We start from the raw sequence: 20641 nt of genomic DNA, 5'->3' as shown, positions 1-20641 counted from the left end.
GCCCCGCCCCGCCCCGCCCCGACGGCAACCTTTCCACCCTCCACGGCAACCGACAGACATGGCATCAGCACCGCTCCCCCGGACCTCCGCGCCTCCGCGTCTCGGGGTTCGCCGGGCGTCCGGCCGGGGCACCGGAGTGGTCCCCGTGAGGCGTCGAACCTGGGACGCCCCGGTTCCGGTCGGGGCGCCCCAGGGGCTCATGTGCGCCCGAGGGCGATACCGCGCCCGCAGAAAGCGCGGGGCCGTGCCTGTGTGCGCTCCGCCGCGTGAACGCGGCCGGCCCCCCACCGGCCCACAGCGGGAGAACCGCACCCCGCGCGGAGCCTCACCGCACCCCGCCGCGCGGAACCAGCCGTTGCGCCACCAGCTCGTCGCGCACCAACTCGGCGTACACAGTGGCCCCGTGGACGGACGTGTGTGTGTTGTCGCGTTTCTCGTTGTAGAGGTACAGCGCCTTGGAACCCTCCACGCCGAGGGACTCCACCAGCGCCTTCGTCCTCGCCGTCAGGTCGATCAGCGGTACGCCACGCTCCGCCGCGACCGCGCGGATCACCGCCGGGTGGTCGACGCCGAGGCCGTTGACCAGCAGTGCGGTGCCGTTGTTCAGGGTGCCGTCGGAGTTGAACCAGCGGCGCACGATCGGCGTCACCAGTACCGGTTTCCCCCCTCGCTCGCGAATACCCGCGACGAGCGTCTCCAGGTTCGCCCGGTACGTCGGTTCGTCCGTCTGCTTGTCGTTGTGGGCGAGCTGGACGAGGACCAGGTCACCGGGGCGGATCAGCCGCTGAACGGTCGGGAAGAGCGCCGGGTTGGCGAGGTAGGTGACCGTACTCTCCCCGGAATCCGCGTAGTTGGCGACGGACAGACCCTTGCGCAGGTACTGCGGGAGCCGCTGGCCCCAGCCGGTGTAGGGGTCGCCGGGCTGGTCGCAGACGGTCGAGTCGCCGACCAGGAAGATCTGCCGGGTGTGGCGGGCGGCGGGGGTCACCCGGATGTCCGCCAGGGCCGGTGCGGACCCGCCGAGCACGAGGTCGAGGCCGGGGGTGCCCTCGGGGCCGGTCGGTTCGCCCTCGGGCGTACGGACGTCGACGGTGAAGCCGCGGGTCACGCGCTCGCCGGCTGCCGTGGCGGTTTCCGGGAGGAGCGCGCGCCGGGTCTCGCCGGTGACGGCGGTACTGGCGGCGACGTCGCCGCCCAGCAGCACCCGTACGTCGTACGTGCCCGGCGCGACGTCGAAGTGGCAGGCGCCGGCGGTGCAGTTCTCGATGCCCAGGGGGCGCGGGCCGGGCGAGGGGCCCTCGTGGGCGGCGGCGGGTACGGCGGCCAGGGTGACGGCGGTGCTCAGGGACACGGCCGCCAGCACGGCTCGGTTGAAACGTCTCACCACGGTTCCCACAGCAGTCCTCCGACGCTCGACAAGGCCCGGCGGCAGGACGGTACAGGGTCTGGCAAGCGCTTTCTAGAGTGCTGCGCGAATTCACTGGCCCGCCAACCCCCTTGCGGTGAAAGCTCTTTCGCGAAAACGATTCAACTGCCAGTCTTCCGAACACCGCACACCCCCCTCTCCCCCCACCTCCGAAGGAGGCACCCCCACATGTCCGCAGCCAATGACAGACACCTCGGTCGCCGTGCGCTCGTCCTCGGCGCCTCGGCCACCGCCGCCGGACTCACCCTGCCCGGCACCGCGCGGGCGGCGGGCTTCGGCTACACCGACGACGGCACGAACTACGTCATCGACACCGGCGCCAACCTGGTCTTCAAGGTCCGCAAGTCCAACGGCGACCTGTCCTCGCTGGTCTACCGGGGCACGGAGTACCAGGGCTACGGCGGCATGAACTCGCACATCGAGTCCGGCCTCGGCTCCTCCACGGTGACGATCCGGCAGTCCGGTTCGACGATCCTGGTCAGCGTCACGTACGGCACGCTGAAGCACTACTACGCGGCCCGCAGCGGCGAGAACAACGTCTACGTCTGGACCAACAAGGCCGATGCGTCCGTCTCGGCCACCCGGTTCATCCTGCGGGTCAGGGCGGGCCTCTTCCTCAACGACGAGCCCGACTCGTACACGTACACCAACCGCACGATCGAAGCCTCGGACGTCTTCGCGAAGGCGGACGGCCAGACCCGCTCCAAGCACTACTCGAAGCTGCGGGTCATGGACTACGACCACGTCGGCTGGAGGACCGGCAGCGTCGGCCTGTACGTGGTGCGGAGCAACCACGAGAAGGCGTCCGGCGGCCCCTTCTACCGCTCCCTGCTGCGTCACCAGAGCGCGGACGGCGGCGGCCTGTACGAGATCCTGTACTACGGCCAGAACCAGACCGAGGACCAGCGCTTCGGCCTCCAGGGCCCGTACGTCATCGCCTTCACCGACGGCGGCGCCCCCTCCTCGTCGCTCTACGCGGGGACGCTCACCACCCCCTGGGCGGACTCGCTCGGCATCTCCGGGTACGTCTCCGCGGGCGGCCGGGGCCGGGTCGCGGGCGTCGGGATCACCGGGCGCAGCTCCGCGTATCCGTACACCGTCGGGCTCGCCAACTCGGCGGCGCAGTACTGGGGTTCGGCCCGCGCGTCCGACGGCTTCTTCTCCATCGGGGGCGTCCTGCCGGGGACGTACACGCTCACGGTGTTCAAGGGTGAACTCGCCGTCCACACCACCTCGGTGACGGTGTCGGCCGGTGCCACGACCACGCTCAACACGATCGCGATCCCGTCCTCGAACGACCCGGGCAACGCGAGCGCGATCTGGCGGATCAACGACTGGAACGGCACCCCGAGCGGCTTCAAGAACGCCGACCTCATGACGTACGCGCACCCGTCCGACGTCCGGGCCGCCCCCTGGACCGGCAACGTGGTGATCGGCAGCGGCACCGAGACCTCGGGCTTCCCCTGCTACCTCTGGAAGGACGTCAACAGCGGTCTGCTGGTCTACTTCAAGCTGACCCCGGCCCAGGCCGCCGCCGCGCACACCCTGCGCATCGGCGTGACGACTGCCTACGCCAACGGCCGCCCCCAGGTCGTCGTCAACGACACCTGGACCTCGCCCATCCCCTCCCCGCCCACCCAGCCGAACACCCGGTCCCTCACCAACGGGTCCTACCGGGGGAACAACCACACGTTCACGTACAGCGTCCCGGCGAGCGCCTGGCGCACCGACACAAGTCAGTACAACGTGCTGAAGATCAACGTGGTGAGTGGGTCGGGGACGACCTCCTACCTCAGTGCGGGAACGGCGATCGACGCTCTAGACCTGCTGACATGAGCTAACACGTGCCGGCGGCCCGCCTGACGGTACGTCATGTTCCGCGTGTCCACTGCTGGTTCGTTCCGCTGCCGCACGTGTACGTGATGACGGCGGCCGAGTCGGCGGTGGACGCGCCGTTCACGTCGAGGCACTCGCCACTGGCGCGGGAGACGACCTTGACGTAGGAGCCGGTAGTGGTGAGCGACCACTGCTGGTTGGTGGCCGAGGAGACGCAGTTCTCCTGCGTGACGGTGCTCGCGTTCTCCTGGACGCACAACGAGCTGCCCCGGACCACCAGTTGGTAGTAGCCGCCCGCGACGGACTTGAACCAGTACTTCTGGTTGTTTCCGCTGTTGCAGGTGTACTGCTTGATCTGGGCGCCCGCCCACAACGACTGGCTGGTGACGTCGGCGCACTTGGACGAGTGCCGGGCGATCAGCGTGTCGTACGTGGCGCTGTTGCCCGTGACCGTCCCGGTGGCGGTGTCGAGGGTGACCTCGGGGGACCAGGACATGGACATCGTGGTGGCGGTCGGGAAGCTCAACGGCAGCCAGACATAACGGGAGTCGTTGACGGTCCCGCCGAAGGAGTTGCCCCAGCGGTCGCCCATGTAGAGGTACGAGGTGCCCGAACTCCCCTGTACGGGAAGGACGTACGCGGTCTGCGAGCCGAACGTCGTCGAGTCGCCGACGTTCTTCATCGCGGTCCACGGGCCGGTGACGCTGGTCGCGGTGGCGTACTGCTGCTGGTTGGGGTTCCAGCCCGTGGCGGCCGACGTCAGCATGAAGTAGACGCCGTCGCGCTTGAAAAGGGCTGGGGCCTCGCGGTGACCGTTGTGCCAGGGGTCGGCGACCAGCGCGGCGATGCCGGTGTAGTCGGCGGTGAGCCGGTAGATCTGGAGATCGTAGTTCTCGCGGGCCGCCGAGATCATGTAGCCGGTGCCGTCGGTGTCGACGAACACCGTGATGTCGCGGGACATGTGGGTGTTCAGCGGACGGAAGCTGCCCTGCCAGGTGTAGTCGCCGTCCACGGTGTCGGAGACGGCGACGGCGGCGCGGGCCTCGCTGTAGTCGGCGCCGTTCTCCTTGTGCATCCACATCACGTACGTGCCGGTGGCCGCGTTGTACATGACCTTCGGCCGCTCGATGTTGGCGGTGGCGAGTTCCGGGGAGCTGGACCGGCTCAGGACGTGGTTGCGGAACTCCCAGTTCTTCAGGTCGGTGGAGCGGTAGGCGTCCACGTACTGGAAGGTGTTGTCGGCGTTGCGGTGCTCACCGAACCAGTAGTAGTAGGAGCCGACCTTGATGACCCCGCCGCCGTGCGCGTGCACGGGGTCGCCGTTGGTCGCGGTGAACTGGGTGCCGTTGGTGATGGTCACGGCCGCCGCCTGTGCGGGCCCGGCGGTGGCGAGGGCGCCGGCCAGCGCCAGACAAAGGGCGAGGAGAACCGCGTACACACGTCTCATGAGCCACTCTCCGTGAGCGAGCCGACCTGCGGGCCTGTCTGGGTGTCGGCGACGGGGACGCCGAAGTCCGGGGTGCCGTCCGCGTTCCAGCCGAGCTTCTGCATCCGGGTGTGCCGGTTGGGGTCGTTCAGCGGATCGCCGACGATCTCCTTGTACTGCCGTGCGTGATAGACGAGGACGTCGGTGCGGCCGTCCTCGGCGACGGTGAAACAGTTGTGGCCGGGGCCGTACTGCTTGGTCGTGTCGTTGCTGGTGAAGACGGGCGTCGGGGACTTGGTCCAGTTGGCCGGGTCCATGAGGTCGGCGCGGGCGTCGATGGTCAGCAGGCCCATGCAGTAGTGGTAGTCGGTGGCGCTCGCCGAGTACGACATGAAGATCCGGCCGTTGCGCTTGATGAACGACGGCCCCTCGTTGACCCGGAAGCCGATGCGCTCCCAGTCGAACTCGGGTGTGGTGAGCCGTATCTGAGGTCCCGTCAGGGTGACCGGGTCGGCCATCTTCGACAGCCAGACGGCGGTGTTGTTGTCCATGTCGGGCTCGTGCTGGGCCCAGGCGAGGTAGCGGGAGCCGCGGTGGGTGAACGTGGTGGCGTCGAGGGAGAAGGTCTCCCAGGCGGTCTTCACCTGCCCACGCTCGACCCAAGTCCCCTTGAACGGGTCGCGGTGGGAGTTCTCCAGCACCCATATACGGATGTCCCATATTGCCTCGGCGGGCGCGGACGCGAAGTAGATGTACCACTTGCCGTCGATGTGGTGGATCTCCGGCGCCCAGATGTGCGCGCCCATGGGCCCGGTCTCGTGCTTGCGCCAGATGACGGACTCGTCGGCGGTGGCGATCCCCCGGATGGTGCGGGAGCGGCGCAGGATGACGCGGTCGTACTCGGGGGCGGTGGCCGTGAAGTAGTAGTGGCCGTCCGTGTGGCGGTGGATGTGGGGGTCGGCGCGGTTGCGGACGAGGGGGTTGGCATACGGGGCGGGGGCGCGGCCCGCGCCCGCCGGGGCGGTGGCGGCGTACGCGGCACCGGGAACGGTCACCAGGGCGCCTGCGGCCAGGGCGCCTTTCAGGAGCGTTCTCCGGGCGGAGGAGGCAGAGCGGGCGGCGTCTCGGGTGGAGTCGTCTCGGGTGGAATCTCGGGCGGTGTCCTCGGACAGATCATCGGCGCGGCTCATGCGGACTGCCTCTCGGGGGTGGGGCACGAGATGTCGGCGTGTGTGCGTATGTGGGGGAGGTGACACGAGAAACGTTCGTAATTACGAACAAGATCAGTCATTCCGAACGCCGAAAAGGTAAGCGCGTGCTACGGGAAGGTCAACGGGTCGGAAGGGACCAAAACCGCTGAGCGACTTTCTGTTATTACCGGGGAGCTCGTCCGTCTCCTCTCACGTGGACAGTTACTCCCCCATCACCAGCCCCGCCGCCGCTGCCGCCCGCCGGACAGTGACGGCCGCCTCGGTCCTCGCGACGGCAGCCCTTCTGCTCGGCGCCCCGCCCGCGTCGGCGGCCGGCCTCCGGGACGCCACCGCCGACGTCATCGCCGGCCGGGACGTCACCCTCACCGGCGACACGGTGGTGCGGGTGCCCGCCGGGACGACCACGTACAACGGTGTCTTCCGCGGCGAGGGCACCCTCACCGTGCGCGGCACGGGCACCCTGATCCTGACGAGGGACAGCGACTTCACGCTGCCCCGGTCCCGGCAGGGGCAGAAGGTGAGCATCCTCGGCGGCAACCACCCGTACGTCACGGTGACCAACCCCGACCCGCCCGCGGTGACGGTGGAACGGGGTGCCACCCTCCAGTACGGCACCAGTGGAACGGCGGGCCTGATCGGTCACTTCCCGTACAACACCCCGGCGTTCCGGCTGAACCAGGACAACATCCGCGTCGACGGCACCCTGCGCCTGTCCCTGACGAGCGCGTACAACCTGGGCACGATCAGCGGCGCCGGACTGCTGACCCAACCCCGTTTCCTCTGGGGCACCTGGGACCTCTCCGGCGTCCACTCCTTCTCCGGGGTGATCGACAACGGCACGCAACTCAACGCGGGAGCACCGGAGTTCGCGACATCGCTGCCCCGCATGCACAAGGTCCTCAACCAGGGCACCTGGACGGTCGACACGCCGCTCGGCCAGACGGTCACCATGGGGATGGACTTCTACCAGCGCGAGTACGGCAGTGACATCAACGTCCAGTCCCGCCCCGGCTCCAAGGTGGTGCTGACCGGCCAGTACAGCTGGTCGAACCAGGGCGGCGACACCAACCCGTCGCTCAGCGACCCCGCCCTCAACTGGACGCCCGCGCACAAGAACGTGAACAAGCGCGGCACCAACATCAAGGGCGCGAACGTCCAGTGGGGCGACGGCACGACGAACAAGATCTTCATGCCGGGTACGGCCGAGACGGTGTACATCAACCTCCTCGCGGCCAGGTCCCGTTCACTCCTCACGTTCGACTACGACGGCCCGGTGACCCTGGGCGCCCCCATAGGCGGCGGCCGGTTCCACGACACCCTGTCCGCGCCCGGCGCCGGGGACATCGTCATCAAGGGGACGCGCGGCAACGACGTCACGTTCGCCGCCGTCCAGTACTACGACGGGGCGACGACGGTCGAGAAGGGCGCGGTACTGCGGCTGGGGAGCGGGAAAGCGGGCGGCGACGGCGGTCTGTACACGAAGGGTTCGCTCTACAAGGTCGTGAACAACGGCTCGTTGGTGGTGCGGAACACGAGGAAGCCGGTCGCGCTGTCGCGGATCAGTGGCCGCGGCTCGTTCACCCAGTCCGGCGCGGCGACGACGACACTGACGGGCAGCGCGGTGACGTACGGCGGGACCACGACGGTCACCAGGGGCACGCTGGCACTCAGGGATGGCGCAACTCTCCGACGCAGCAAGGCGATTCGGCTGACCACGGCGAGCGCGCGGTTGGACCCGGGCCCGGCGGGGCTGCGTATGGGGACCACCCTCACCGGTTCGGGGACGGTGACGGGCTCGGTGACGAACGACGGTGTCATGGCGACCGGGTTGACGGTGACGGGGGCCTATACACAGGGCCCGAAGGGTGAACTCGTGCTGCGCGGAGGGCCGTTGAAGGTCGGAGGGGCGGTGCGGCTGGCGGGGGCGGTGGACCTGTCGGCGGCGGGCGCGGCCCCGCATCCCGGCCGCACGATCACGGTGCTGAACCACACCGGGCGCGCCAAGATTGAGGGTGCGTTCAGTGGACTGAAAGAGGGCACCTCGCTGAAGCTCGGCGACCGGACCTACCGGATCAGCTACCGGGGCGGCGACGGCAACGACGTGGTCCTGACGGCGGTCACGAAGAGCGCGACGCCGGCGGCGAAGCCGGGGGTGCGCTCGGGTCCCGCAGCGGGGTCGGGCTCGGTTCCGGCGGCTGACGCGAGCACCAACTCCAGTCTGGCCGCCTCCAGTTCGGGGCTCGGCTGGTGGCCGTACGCGATGGCGGTCGGGCTGCTGGCGGGGCTGATGATTCCGGCCACTCGGCGGGTCCGGGGTCGCGGGAACGGGCGGCGACGGGGCGGGCGGCACGCGGCGCAGGGCTGAATCGGGGTGCAGGGCTGATGCGGGGCGCAGAGCGCAGTCGGGGAGGGCGGGGCCTGGCGGCCCCGCCATGCGGCTCCCCATACTCTGGGGCATGGAATTCGCCTTCATCATGACCTTGCCCGGACTGGTCATCCTGCTGACCGTCCTGGCCTTCGCGGACCAACTGCTCCTACGCGTCGGACGAGCCGGAGTTCTGCCCTGGCGGAACAGCGCTCGCCAGGGCCAGATATCGGCGACCGGGTTCGAGCAACTCCACGCGACCTTCTCGCCCGGGAAAGAGAGCGAACTCAAGGAGCGGCAGTCGGCCCTGATCATGCGGGACGACGAGGAGGACGGGGCGCCGCCGCACCGCACGACGGTGGATCTGGAGGGCGGGGTCGCGGTCGTCCGGATGCCGCGGTCCGTCCGGTCAGTTGGCGCGGAACTCTGAGATCCCTCTCCTCGCGGCCGTAGCGGCCGTAGCGGCCGTCGGGAACGGCAGGGAGGCGCGATCGATCCGCATGGGTCCGTTTTGTCAAAGCTTGCCCATGTTTGCCCCCAGGAGAAGACTGGCTGTGTCAGGAATTCTCAGATGTGCGCGCGGCTTCAGGGAGGCGTCATGTTCGTACGCTCGGTATACGCGACCGGTGATCCGGCAAACATCGACACGGCCATCGAGGGGCTCGGCCCCGAAGGCCGGGAACGGATCGCACAGCAGCCGGGATTCCGTGGATTCGGGCTCTTCGTGGACCGGGAGCTCGGAAAACTGATGGCGGCCAGTTGGTGGGCGACGGAGGAAGACCGGAGGAACAGCGACGAGGCGTTGCGCGAGTGGCGGACGGCCGTCCTGGAACGGTTCGCGGCAACGACGATGACCGACAATCTCGAAGCGGTGGTCTTCCACCCGGTCCGACAGCCGACGGCGGGAGCGGGGCTGCGGATCACCAGGGTGGAGTTCGACCCCTCGGACACGGATCTCTTCGCCGAGACGTTCCGGGCGTCGGTGCTCCCCAGGCTCGAAACGCTCCCAGGACTGGCCAGGGCGTCCCTGCTCGTCGACCGGGACCGGGGACGCGGGGTGGTCGGCGTCATGTTCACCGACCACGAAACCCTTGCCGCGTCCCGGTCCGGCCAGGCGGCAGCCAGGCACGAGGGCGCGGCCAAGGCCCATGTCACCGTGACCGGACTTGAGGAGTTCGAGGTCGTCTTCTCCGAGGTGCGGAGCGAGTGAGCGCGAGCGGGTGAGCGCAAGCGGGAAGCGATGAATGCGAGCGGGTTCGGGTAGTTCGGCCCTGATCCCGGCGCGTCCTCAGCCGACCGTCTCCGCCGGCTCCGCCGGCTCCCGCCGCCCCCGCATCCACACGTACACCGGGATCCCCGCGAACAGGAACAGCACCCCCTGGTACACCGCCGCGTATCCCGCGCCCGCGATCAGCCAGAACGAGAACGCGAAGGACAGCGCGGCGACGATCAGGTCGCGGACCAGGCCCGCCGGGCGGACGCGGTCGCGGGTGCCCCTGGCCAGCCAGTACAGCTGGGCCGCCGCCGAGAGGAGGTACGGGACGCAGCCCGTGAACGTCGTGATCAGGACCAGGACACGGAACGTGGTGTCCGGGCCCGCCGTGTAGTTGAAGGCGATGAGGATCGTGCCGAGGATCGCGCAGGCCCAGACACCGAAGCCGGGCACCCCGCCCTTGCCGACCTTCGCGAACGGCGCCGGGAAGAGGCCGTCGCGGGCCGCCGCGTACGGCATCTGCGCGGCCAGGAGAATCCAGCCGTTCAGGCAGCCGACGATCGACGCGACCGCGACCAGCGCGATGGCCGTGCCGCCCCAGCTGCCGCCGGTGATCGCGTTCACCGCGTCCGCGAAGGGGGCGCCGGACTTCACCAGCTTGTCGTGCGGGACCAGACCGAAGACGGCGACCGTGCCGAGGATGTAGACGAGGGCCGAGCCGAGTGTGCCCAGGACGCTCGCGCGGCCCACGTTGCGCTCGGGGTCCTCCACCTCACCCGCGCTGACCGCCGCCGACTCGACACCCAGGAAGCTGTAGAGGAGAAGCGCGGCGGAGGCCGCCAGGGCGCCCGGCACGCTGTCGCCCGACGCGTTGAACGCGCCGAAGTTGTCCGTGTCGACGAAGAACAGGCCCACGGTCGCGACCAGCAGCAACGGCACGAACTTCAGGATCGTCGACACGATCTGTACGCCGCCGACCCACCGGGTGCCGGCGAAGTTCGCGGCGGCCGGCAGCCAGAGGGCGAGGATCGCGACCAGCGCGCCCAGGGCGTGACTGTCGTGCAGGGGTATCAGTACGTCGACGTAGCCGACCACCGCGACCGCCAGGGCCGCGATGCTGACCCACGTCATCGTCCAGTACGACCACGCCGACAGGAAGCCCGCGAAGGAGCCGAACGCGTCACGCGGGTACACGTACAGGCCGCCGGTGACCGGGCTGCGGCGGGCCAGTTTACCGAAGAGGAGTGCCAGCAGTACCGCGCCTACGGACAGGACCAGGAAGGCGAGCAGGCTGATAGAGCCGTACGGGGCGACGGTGGCCGGCAGGACGAAGATGCCGCCGCCGATGATGTTGCCCATGACGAGCGCGGTGGCGGCGGCCAGGCCGAAGGTGCGGCGCCGGGGCGCGTTCGCGGTCGGCGCGGACGGAGTCAGCTCCGGCTCGTCTGCCTCGGTGGTGCTGGGAGCAGTCATGACACTTCCGGTCGGCGGGGAGGGGCGGGGAGGGAAGGGAAGGTAAGGGAGGGATACGGCAACCTGCGAGAACCTGTGGGAAGGCGCGATCGTAACGTGCCATCCCACATGGTGGGCCGTCTGTTCATGTACTGGACACATACGGCTGTCGGGTTCGCCGTCGACTACCGTCGAGCCATGACCAGCGAGCCCAGCCCGACCGGCACCGTCTCCCCGTTCCCCTCCCCCTCCTTCGCTGCCGCAGTGGCGACCGGCGCGCCCCTCGTCCTCGACGGCGGCATGTCCAACCAGCTGGGGTCCGCCGGTCACGACCTCAGCGACGAGCTGTGGTCGGCGCGGCTGCTCGTCGAGCAGCCCGAGGCGATCGTCGACGCGCACCTCGCCTACTACGAGGCGGGCGCGGACGTCGCGATCACCTCCAGCTACCAGGCCACCTTCGAGGGCTTCGCGCAGCGCGGCATCGGCCGGGAGCGGGCCGCCGAGCTCCTCGGGCTCAGCGTGGAGCTGGCCCGCGAGGCCGCCCGCCGGGCGAAGACGGAGCGGCCGTTGTGGGTGGCGGCGTCCGTGGGGCCGTACGGGGCGATGCTCGCCGACGGGTCCGAGTACCGGGGGCGGTACGGGCTGAGCGTGGCTGAGCTGGAGCGTTTCCACCGGCCTCGGGTGGAGGTGCTGGCCGCCGCCGGGCCCGATGTGCTGGCCCTGGAGACCGTTCCCGATGTCGACGAGGCCGACGCCCTGCTGCGCGCGGTGCGCGGGCTCGGGGTGCCGGTATGGCTGTCGTACAGCGTGGCCGGGGAGGAGACCCGGGCCGGGCAGCCGTTGACGGAGGCGTTCGCGTTGGCCGCTGCGGCGGACGAGGTCGTCGCGGTCGGCGTCAACTGCTGTGCGCCCGAGGACGTGGACCGCGCCGTGGAGCTGGCGGCCCGCGTGACCGGGAAGCCGGTCGTGGTCTATCCGAACAGCGGTGAGGTCTGGGACGCCGACGCCCGTGCCTGGAACGGCAGTTCGACCTTCGCCGCCGGGCAGGTGACGGGCTGGCGCGACGCGGGCGCGCGGCTGATCGGCGGTTGCTGCCGGGTGGGTCCGCAGGCGATCACGTCGATCGCCGACACGTTGCGGTGATGGATGGCAGCACTCTCGACAATATGGCGAGACCATTGAGAATCCGAAGTAGCGCACGGCGAAATTTAGCCAAAGCGAATTTCCTGTGCGCAGTTCCTTGACCCCGTCACCCTCGACTGCACACATTCTATGTGCTCGATTCCAGGGGGAAGGAATCCGACCAATGCCATCCCCCACGATCAGGAGTCGGGACCCGGGGGCGGGAATCACCGCTTCCGAATTTCGATCGAGGGGGAACAGTGAAGAAAATCAGCTCGGTCCTCATAGCGCTCGCCTGCGCGACGACCGGCGTACTCGCCGCCGGTCCGGCGTCCGCCGCCGAGACGAAGGCCGGTTCGGGGACCACCGGTGCGATCGCCACCCTGGGACACCAGAAGATCAACCTCAAACGCGACGGCTGGGGCGCCGCACAGAGCTGCGTGGTCTACTCCAAGACCTCGGTGAGCTGCTTCAAGACGCACGCCGAGGCGGACAGGGCCCTGGGCTACGACCGCGCCGCCGACCCCCTGCTGCGCAGCACCGGGATGAGCATCCGGGCGCTGCCGGCCTGTGCGAGCGGCTGGACGTGCCTGTACGAGCACAGCGAAGGTGGTGGCCGTCGGCTGATCTTCAACGACTACTACTGGCAGAACCTCAACGAGTACGACTTCAACGACAAGACGTCGTCCTGGCGCAACAGGCAGTCGGACTCGTACGCGTGGCTGGCCAGGGACGAGGGCGGCAACGGGGGCACGATCTCCATCAGCCCCAACTCCTACAGCTCCAACCTCGGCGCCTACAACGACTGGGCCAGCTCCGTGGCGGCCTGACGGAAAAGAGCCATTGGTAAACCCCGGCCGCCGAGCTGCAGATCGGCGGCCGGGGTCTTTTCCCGGCTTCCTCTGGCCCAGGCCAATTCAATTGCATGACGCCGTACACGGAAATTACCCATAACCGCCGGGTCACGGTGATCAGCGTCGGTGCACACCACCAGGACGGCGAAAACGCCGTACGAGGGACAGCGGTTCCGCACCCCCCAGGGGCGAGCGGGGCCGAGTGGCCGTTCCGGATTCACGCTCCGGCGTCGTCGTGGTCGTGGTCGCGGTGGCCCGGTCGGCCGTCCACAGGGCCATTTCGCGGTCGCGCGGGCCCTCCACGGTGCGCGGGTCGCCGTCGCCGAAGATCCGTACGGGGTGCGAGGCGTCCCAGGGCCGCCAGCCCGGGTCGCCGTCGACGGCGAAGCGTACCCACGCCGTGTGCATGGCCTCGGCGAGGTCCGGCGGGGCACCCTCGCCCGCGAGCTTGGCGGACTCGGGGGCCTCGTGGGTGTCGAACACGAATCCCAGTTCGAGGGCGTGGCAGGCGCCCAGGTCCGGCTTGGCGGAGGGCCAGGCGAACTCGTAGACGTATGTCCCGCTCTCGGCGCGGGCGTCCGCGAGCCGGTGCAGCGGTACGCGGAGCAGGTGGTCGGTGACCAACTGGCCGACGAGGTCGGCCGTCCCGGCGTCGGGGTGCAGGGTGCGGTAGCCGCGCGGAACCTCGGCGCCGCAGTGGCAGCGGGCCATCGCGCCGGCCAGGGCGACCGCACCGAGCCGGTCGACGCGCTCCAGGAGCCCGCCCGGCACCAGCCACAGCCGGTACTCGTCCCGGGTCCAGCCCAGCAGCAGCTCGACGTCAGCGGCGGCGCCGTCGACCAGGGCTTCCAGGGGGTCGCGGGGTACGAGATCGTCGTCAACGACGATGCCGAAGGCGGGCCCGCCGAGCACCGGGCTGCTCAGCCGCCCGACGTCGCCCTGGACACGCAGCAGCGTCTCCCGGTCGACGGCGGCGAAGGCCTCGGCGGTCGCCGGGATCTTCAGCCGGGCCGCCATCCGGCGCACCATCCGCCGTACCTTTTCACGGTCGCTCACCTCGGGCGGCCCGCTCTGCAGCACCGCCCGCCGGAAGAGGCCCTGGGCCCGTGGGGCGGCGAGCAGCGCGCCGAGGCTGATCGCGCCGGCCGACTGGCCGAAGACGGTGACCCGGTCGGGGTCGCCGCCGAAGGCCGCGATCGACGCCCGCACCCACTCCAGCGCGGCGAACTGGTCACGCAGGCCGGGGTTCGCGGGCGCGTCCGGGAAGAGACCGTAACCCTCCACGCCCAGGCGGTAGTTGATCGACACCAGGATCACGCCGTCGCGGGCGAAGGCGTGGCCGTCGTAGACGGGGACGGCCGAGGAGCCACGGGTCAGGGCGCCGCCGTGGATCCACACCATGACCGGGAGCCGGGCTCCTGTGCCGAGCTCGGGTGTCCACACGTTGAGGTTGAGGCAGTCGTCGCCGGGCACCACCGGGTCCGACAGCAGCCGGGCGAAGGCCTCGGAGTACGGCGGTTTCGGCGCGGTGGAGCCGAAACCGCCCGCGTCGCGGACCCCGTCCCAGGAGGTGGGCGGCACGGGCGGCCTGAACCTGCGGGGGCCGAAGGGCGGTGCGGCGTACGGGATGCCTCGGAACACGGCGATCCCGTCGCCCTCGTATCTGCCTCGGACGTCCCCACAAGGCGTCCGCACCACTGGATCCGTCGGTTCTGCCGTCATGTGCCCACCGGCTTCCTCGCCGCTTGTGAACCGTTCAGATCAGAGCACCACATGACCTGCCGGTATTCCCGCGCAAGGAATCGAAGAAGGGCTGTTTGGCGTACATGAGCGTGCCCGCAGCCGAGCCGGTCGTCGACCATGTCGAGGCTCTCCACGGGCTGCCCTCCGGCGGTCGTCGCCCGAGAGGCCGGGGTTTCCGGGCCGGCCGCCTCGAAGGTCGTCAACGGCGAGAGAGCGCGGCCCGCGTTCGGCCGACTCTTTCCGTCCGTCCGGGCACCTCTGCTAGACAGGTGCGATGACAGGTACCCCGGCAGGGCAGACAGCGCTCGTCGTACGGATTCCGGAGGCGGAGCCCGCGGTTGGTCTCTTGCGTGAGCGGCTTGATCCGGCGGCGCGCGAGGGCGCTTCGGCCCATGTGACCGTGCTGTTCCCCTTTCTCCCGGCGAGCGGAATCGACGACGACGTCCTCGCCGCCCTGGGCGAGGTGATCGGGCGGCACCGGTCCTTCCGGGCCGGGTTCGAGCGGTGCGGGCGCTTGCCGGGACTGCTGTATCTCGCCCCGGAACCGGACGCGCCGTTCCGGCGGCTCACCGACGCGATCGTGGAACGGTGGCCGCAGACACCGCCGTACGGCGGGAAGTACGACGATGTCGTCCCGCATCTCACCGTCGCGCAGCGGCAGGCGGACGTCGCCGTGCTGGAGAAGGCGGAGGCCGACCTCGACAGCCGTCTTCCCTTCACCGCTCAGGTGTCGTCGGTCGATCTCGTGGCGTACGACGGCACGCGGTGGCAGCACCGGATGTCGTTCCCGCTCCGCCCCTGAACGGGGATCCCGACGCGTCCGATTCGTTCAAGACCGGCCACGGGCGACCTGCCTAACGTGGCCGTATGACTACACGACCTCCCACTCCCAGGTTCGATGCCGTCGGCATCGTCGTCTCCGACCTCGCCGCGTCCGTCGCCTTCTACCGCAGGCTCGGGCTCGGATTCCCCGAGGGAGCCGAGAAGCAGCCCCATGTGGAGGCCGAACTCCCGGGCGGGATGAGGCTGTTGCTCGACACCGAGGAGACGGTCCGCTCCTTCCACCCCGGGTGGCGGCCGCCGAGCGGGAGCGGCCGGATCGGGCTGGCGATGCTGTGCGGTTCACCCGCTGAAGTCGACGCCCTGTACGAGGAGTTGACGGGTGCGGGGTACCGGAGCGAGCTCAAGCCCTGGGACGCCGTGTGGGGACAGCGGTACGCGTGCGTCCTCGACCCGGACGGCAACGGGGTCGACCTGTTCGCCCCTCTGACCTCCTCCGCCTCTTCAACCGCCGAGTAGCTTCCCCAGCGGCATTCCCGCCAACTCCCTTACGTCCCGGGCGAAGTGGGCCTGGTCGGCGTACCCGGTGCGGGTGGCCGTCTCCGCGAGGGGCACCCCGCTACGGGCCATGGCGAGCGCGCGCTGGAGGCGGAGGACGCGGGCCAGGGTCTTGGGTCCGTAGCCGAAGGCGGTCAGGGAACGCCGGTGCAACTGGCGGGCGCTGAGGCCCAGTTCGTCGGCCGTACGCCCTACCGGGCGGCCCGCTTCCAGGGCGGCGACGAGGGCGCCCAGCAGGGAATCGGGGGCGGGTGCGCGCGCCGCCCGTTCCAACGCCACCTCTTCGAGTGCCGCCAGCGGATCCGGCGCCCCATCGACACGTGCGCTCAGGCGCCGCACCTGCGCGGCGTTCCAGAGGTCGGCCAACTCGACGCGCCGGTTACGGAGTTCGTGCGCGGGTACGCCGAGCAGGGCCGGCGCCGTGCCCGGGGGGAAGCGGACGCCCGCCCAGTGTGCGGGGGCGCCGTCGGGGACGTACGCACGGGTGTCGGGCCCCGCCACCAGTAGCCGTCCCTCGCGCCACAGCAGGTCCATGCAGCCGTCGGGCAGCACGGGCCGGACGCCGGATCCGACCGGGGTGTTCGTCCACACCACCGCGCCCGGCAGACGGGAGGGCCGTTCCTCGTACACGTAGGAAAGGCTATGCCCTGGGTGCCCGGTGTTCCTGCGGGGCACGAGGGGGGCGTCCACCATCGCCACCTACCAGGACACGTCCGCAAGCGGGCCGGGCGGCGATGATCGCGTCCCGGGACTTCCCGGCCGTCCGGCAGCCACAGGTCACGTCGCCGAGGCCCCTCGGCCGCCCCACCCACCCGAAGGCCGCGCCCCACCCGCACGGAATCGCCCCGCCCCGGACACCGCCCGCCACCGACGCCGCGACCCTGGTCCACCCCTCCGACGACAGCACGCCCCACACGGCCGAGGGCGTCCCCCGCGCAACGAAGGACGAGGCGTACAGGTGCGCGCCGCCTCCGTCACTTACCGGCGGGCGGCCCCCCCCCCCTCTTCGGTGTGCTCTTCGTGTGGGTCCGTAGCCGGGACGTCACGTCCTCCGGGGGCAGGAAGCGTGACCAGCGTTCCGGGAACTCGGAGGGCATGTCGTAGTCGTCGGGGTCGTCGTCGGCCTCGTGGGCGTGGAGGGCGGCCATCCGGGCGACGTACTCGGCGGCCTCCTCCTCGCGGACGCGTTCGTTGGCGGCGCGCGCCGCTGCGGTGGAGGCGGCCGGCCAGACACGGTCGATCGCCGCGTTGACGGCGGCCCCGACCAGGACCGCGAAGGCGGACACGCCGACCCACAGGAGGACGGCGACGGCCGCGGCGAGCGATCCGTAGATCGTGGCGCCCTCGATCGTCTTCGTCAGGTAGATACGCAGCAGGAAGCTGCCGAGCACCCACATCCCGAGGGCCACCAGCGCGCCCGGGACGTCCTCGATCCACGGTGAGCGCACCGGGACCGACACATGGAACAGCGTGGTCAGGAAGACGATGGACAGCAGGATGACGACGGGCCAGTACAGGACCTGTACGAGGGTCTCCGACCAGGGCAGGACGTTGAGTACGGCGTCGGGGCCCGCGACCATCAGCGGCAGCGCGATGGAGCCGATCAGCAGCGCCACCACGAAGAGCACGAACGCCACGAGCCGGGTCTTGACGATGCCCCGGACGCCGTCGAGGCCGTACATCACGGTGATGGTGTCGATGAAGACGTTCACCGCGCGCGAGCCCGACCAGAGGGCGAACAGGAACCCTATGGAGATGACGTCGGGCCGGCCGCCCTTCATCACGTCGTCCAGGATCGGCCGGGCGATCTCGGTGACACCCTTGTCGGACAGGACCGTGCGGGACGCCTCCAGGAGGTTCGTCTCCAGGCTGGTGATGGTGTCGGTGCCGGTCCAGTCGTCGACGTAGCCGAGCAGCCCGATCAGGCTCAGCAGCAGCGGCGGCACGGACAGCAGCGTGAAGAAGGCAGCCTCGGCCGCCAGACCCAGGATCCGGTACTCGATGCACGAGTTGACGGTGTCCTTGAGCAACAACCACGCGGTCCTGCGCTTGGAGACGTTCCGGTAGAGGACACGCGCGCGGTGGAGCCGGCCGCTGGGGCTCTCGGGAAGTTCACTTGCTGCCTGCACGCCCTAACGGTATCGGGCGGGCGCCACCCCTCTCACCCTCCGGTGCCCAGGTCACGGCGAAGCGCGGATTGCATTCTCCGGGGCACACCCACCCGAGGGAGCGCGAAGCAACACGACACGGGGACATCCGGACCACGACGAGGCAACGATCGAGCCGCGTCGCCCGTGATCCACACGGAAAACGCGCGGATCGCCGCCGTGCCGCACGCCGCGCTCACCGACAACTTCCGCTCGTACGCCGCACACGTTTTTATTCCGCGCGCCATTCACCATTCGCCATCCCCATTGCCATATCGCGTCAACGGGCACTCCCGCCCACAGCTGCAACCGCGGACACTCAGTGAACGCGAAATCCAGCATGCCAATTCACGGAGCAACCCATGCCTTCAGCGACCCCCTTCACCACCGGCGGCCGCACGCCCACGTCGACCGGGGTTCGCTCGCCTCAGTCACCGCGCGGGCACTGTCCGTCGGCCTGACGGGCGCACCAGCACGGGGGGCCGCCCGGCGGTGAATCCGGTGAGCGACGCCGTACCGGGGGGTAGGTTCGTTGTATGGCAGCCAGCACCCACACCGTGACCAACCAGGTGCCGCCCCTGGTCGGATATGACGTGTTCACCGCCGACAAGGCCCTGGTGGCGGCCGTCGAGCGACACCTGGACCCCGCGCTTCTGGACGAGGCCCGGCAGGACCTCTCCGGCCTCGGCAAGTCCACCGGGTCCGCGCAGGTGCAGGAATGGGGGGCGCTCGCCAACGAGAACCCCCCGAAGCTGCGGACGCACGACCGGTACGGCAACCGGATCGACGAGGTGGAGTTCCATCCCGCCTATCACCGGCTGCTCGGCAAGGGCGTCTCGGCCGGTCTGACGGCGGCCTGGACGCGACCGGGCGGCCATGTGCGGCGGGCCGCTGGGTTCGTGGTCTGGTCGCAGGCCGAGGCGGGCCACGGCTGCCCGCTGTCGATGACCCACGCGGCGGTACCCGCGCTGCGCACCGACCCGGCGCTCGCCGCCGAGTGGGAGCCCCTGCTGACGTCCACCGTCTACGAGGAGGAGCTCGGGCCGGCGGACCGTAAGGCCGGCGTGCTCTTCGGCATGGGCATGACGGAGAAACAGGGCGGCAGCGATGTCCGGGCCAACACGACGGTCGCGAGGCCGCTCGCCGAGGACGGCACGTACGAGCTGACGGGCCACAAGTGGTTCTGCTCGGCGCCCATGTCGGACGGCTTCCTGGTGCTGGCGCACGCCCCGGGCGGGTTGACCTGCTTCCTGCTGCCGCGCGTCCTGCCCGACGGCACGCGCAACGAGTTCCGCATCCAGCGGCTCAAGGACAAGCTGGGCAACCGGTCCAACGCCTCCGCCGAGGTCGAGTTCGACGGGACGTGGGTGCGCCGCGTCGGGGACGAGGGGCGCGGGGTGCGCACCATCATCGAGATGGTCGCGATGACCCGGCTCGACTGCGCGCTCGGCGCCGCCGCGCTGATGCGACAGGCGGTCGCCCAGGCCGTACACCACTGCACGTACCGCGAGGCGTTCGGCGGGAAGCTGGTCGACAAGCCGCTGATGCGCAACGTACTGGCCGATCTGGCACTGGAGTCGGAGGCGGCGACGACGCTCGCGCTGCGCCTCGCCGCCGCCTATGACGACGGCGGCGAGCAGGAACGGGCGTTCCTGCGGCTCGCGTTGCCGGCCGCCAAGTACTGGGTGACCAAACGCTGCACCCCGCTGGTGGCGGAGGCGTCCGAGTGTCTGGGCGGCAACGGCTACGTCGAGGAGTCGGGCATGCCCCGGCTGCTGCGCGAGTCGCCGCTCAACTCGATCTGGGAGGGCGCCGGGAACGTCCAGGCGCTGGACGTGCTGCGGGCGATGCAGCGGGAGCCCGCCGCCGTCAACGCCTTCCTCCAGGAGGTCGGCAAGGCGCGCGGAGCGGACCACCGGCTGGACGGCGCCATCAAGGACCTGCTGACCGAACTCGCCGACCTGGACGGCGTCGAGGGCCGGGCGCGGCGCCTGGTCGAGCGGATCGCCCTGGTGCTCCAGGGTTCCCTGCTGGTCCGTTTCGCGCCCCCGGAGACCGCCGACGCGTTCTGCGCCTCCCGCCTGGGCAACGACTGGGGCAACGCCTTCGGCACCCTCCCGCACACCCTGAACCTGGCATCGGTGGTAGAACGGGCCAGGCCGGTAACCTGAGGTCGGAGGCGCGACAGCGCCCCGACAGGGGCGCGGGGAACTGCGCGACCAGCCCCCACCGGACCCGCGGCCAAACCCGCACAACCCGCGGAGCGCGTCGCGGGGGTGGTGCTGCGCCGACACGGCACCACCCCCGCTCACTTGCCCCGCATGGATCGGGAGCACGGACGCCGCGCGACGGCGTCGCCCAAGTTTCAGCCACGGCAGGCCGGTTCACCAGGGTTGCAGGGGGTTGCAACTTGTTGGCATCTGTGTGCGGAGTGTGGTCCTCCGGTGCTCACGGGCGGCACGATAAGACTTTCAGTCAATACCGGCCGGGAGGACACAGTGGCGAACC

Annotated in this window: 16 protein-coding genes; 9 read left to right on the top strand and 7 right to left on the bottom strand. The window is 70.2% G+C overall.

Going from position 1 to position 20641, the window contains the following annotated elements:
* Positions 1-325: 325 nt before the first annotated feature.
* Positions 326-1384: a rhamnogalacturonan acetylesterase gene (locus ADL01_RS13425; protein WP_053742196.1), complete on the bottom strand. Its 1059-nt coding sequence runs from the start codon at positions 1382-1384 to the stop codon at positions 326-328.
* Between the two features lie 210 nt (positions 1385-1594).
* Here ADL01_RS13425 and ADL01_RS13420 point away from each other — a divergent pair, with 210 nt between their 5' ends.
* Positions 1595-3262, top strand: coding sequence for a rhamnogalacturonan lyase B N-terminal domain-containing protein (locus ADL01_RS13420; RefSeq protein WP_053742182.1), 1668 nt, complete (start codon positions 1595-1597; stop codon positions 3260-3262).
* A gap of 34 nt (positions 3263-3296) precedes the next feature.
* On the opposite strand, the gene ADL01_RS13415 is transcribed toward ADL01_RS13420, so the two are convergent.
* Together ADL01_RS13415 and ADL01_RS13410 are read right to left on the bottom strand one after the other, a co-directional pair.
* Complete coding sequence (locus ADL01_RS13415) at positions 3297-4709, bottom strand: RICIN domain-containing protein (RefSeq protein ID WP_053742181.1); 1413 nt, start codon at positions 4707-4709, stop codon at positions 3297-3299.
* Positions 4706-5878, bottom strand: coding sequence for a family 43 glycosylhydrolase (locus ADL01_RS13410; RefSeq protein WP_234354619.1), 1173 nt, complete (start codon positions 5876-5878; stop codon positions 4706-4708). The genes ADL01_RS13415 and ADL01_RS13410 overlap by 4 nt, the downstream gene beginning before the upstream one ends.
* Positions 5879-6110: 232 nt before the next feature.
* Here ADL01_RS13410 and ADL01_RS13405 point away from each other — a divergent pair, with 232 nt between their 5' ends.
* The 3 genes from ADL01_RS13405 (at position 6111) to ADL01_RS13395 (ending at position 9474) form a co-directional block, all read left to right on the top strand.
* Positions 6111-8264 carry a hypothetical protein gene (locus ADL01_RS13405; protein ID WP_063783517.1) on the top strand — a complete coding sequence of 718 codons (2154 nt, stop codon included), beginning with the start codon at positions 6111-6113 and terminating at the stop codon, positions 8262-8264.
* Between the two features lie 91 nt (positions 8265-8355).
* On the top strand, positions 8356-8694 hold the full coding sequence (locus ADL01_RS13400; protein WP_053742193.1) for a DUF6191 domain-containing protein: 339 nt from the start codon (positions 8356-8358) through the stop codon (positions 8692-8694).
* 168 nt (positions 8695-8862) lie between these two features.
* Complete coding sequence (locus tag ADL01_RS13395; RefSeq protein ID WP_053742192.1) at positions 8863-9474, top strand: hypothetical protein; 612 nt, start codon at positions 8863-8865, stop codon at positions 9472-9474.
* A gap of 78 nt (positions 9475-9552) precedes the next feature.
* On the opposite strand, the gene ADL01_RS13390 is transcribed toward ADL01_RS13395, so the two are convergent.
* Positions 9553-10950, bottom strand: a complete 1398-nt coding sequence (locus tag ADL01_RS13390; protein WP_053742180.1) for an amino acid permease — start codon at positions 10948-10950, stop codon at positions 9553-9555.
* A gap of 177 nt (positions 10951-11127) precedes the next feature.
* Between ADL01_RS13390 and mmuM the strand changes: the two genes are divergently transcribed.
* A complete protein-coding gene (gene mmuM, locus ADL01_RS13385) occupies positions 11128-12072 on the top strand; it encodes a homocysteine S-methyltransferase (RefSeq protein ID WP_053742191.1) in 945 nt (314 codons plus the stop codon).
* Positions 12073-12311: 239 nt separating this feature from the next.
* The gene (locus ADL01_RS13380; RefSeq protein ID WP_053742179.1) at positions 12312-12881 is read left to right on the top strand and encodes a peptidase inhibitor family I36 protein; all 570 of its coding nucleotides are present in this window, start codon (positions 12312-12314) and stop codon (positions 12879-12881) included.
* 141 nt (positions 12882-13022) lie between these two features.
* Here the strand turns inward: ADL01_RS13380 and ADL01_RS13375 are convergent, their stop codons facing one another.
* On the bottom strand, positions 13023-14627 hold the full coding sequence (locus ADL01_RS13375) for a carboxylesterase/lipase family protein (protein ID WP_053742178.1): 1605 nt from the start codon (positions 14625-14627) through the stop codon (positions 13023-13025).
* Positions 14628-14922: 295 nt separating this feature from the next.
* Between ADL01_RS13375 and ADL01_RS13370 the strand changes: the two genes are divergently transcribed.
* Together ADL01_RS13370 and ADL01_RS13365 are read left to right on the top strand one after the other, a co-directional pair.
* Entirely contained in the window at positions 14923-15450 is a 528-nt protein-coding gene (locus ADL01_RS13370; protein ID WP_053742177.1) for a 2'-5' RNA ligase family protein, read from the top strand.
* 65 nt (positions 15451-15515) lie between these two features.
* Complete coding sequence (locus ADL01_RS13365; RefSeq protein WP_053742176.1) at positions 15516-15947, top strand: VOC family protein; 432 nt, start codon at positions 15516-15518, stop codon at positions 15945-15947.
* Here the strand turns inward: ADL01_RS13365 and ADL01_RS13360 are convergent.
* Both ADL01_RS13360 and ADL01_RS13355 read right to left on the bottom strand, forming a co-directional pair.
* Positions 15933-16616: a helix-turn-helix transcriptional regulator gene (locus ADL01_RS13360; RefSeq protein ID WP_053742175.1), complete on the bottom strand. Its 684-nt coding sequence runs from the start codon at positions 16614-16616 to the stop codon at positions 15933-15935. The two genes, ADL01_RS13365 and ADL01_RS13360, sit on opposite strands and share 15 nt — an antisense overlap.
* A gap of 344 nt (positions 16617-16960) precedes the next feature.
* The gene (locus ADL01_RS13355; RefSeq protein ID WP_053742174.1) at positions 16961-18115 is read right to left on the bottom strand and encodes a YihY/virulence factor BrkB family protein; all 1155 of its coding nucleotides are present in this window, start codon (positions 18113-18115) and stop codon (positions 16961-16963) included.
* Between the two features lie 554 nt (positions 18116-18669).
* Between ADL01_RS13355 and ADL01_RS13350 the strand changes: the two genes are divergently transcribed.
* Positions 18670-20304 (top strand): acyl-CoA dehydrogenase family protein, encoded by a 1635-nt coding sequence (locus ADL01_RS13350; protein WP_053742173.1) that lies wholly within the window; start codon positions 18670-18672, stop codon positions 20302-20304.
* Positions 20305-20641: the final 337 nt, after the last annotated feature.

It is taken from the genome of Streptomyces sp. NRRL WC-3618, from assembly GCF_001280005.1.
In the GTDB taxonomy this organism is placed as follows: domain Bacteria; phylum Actinomycetota; class Actinomycetes; order Streptomycetales; family Streptomycetaceae; genus Streptomyces.
This window is presented reverse-complemented; position numbering and strand designations above follow the sequence as displayed.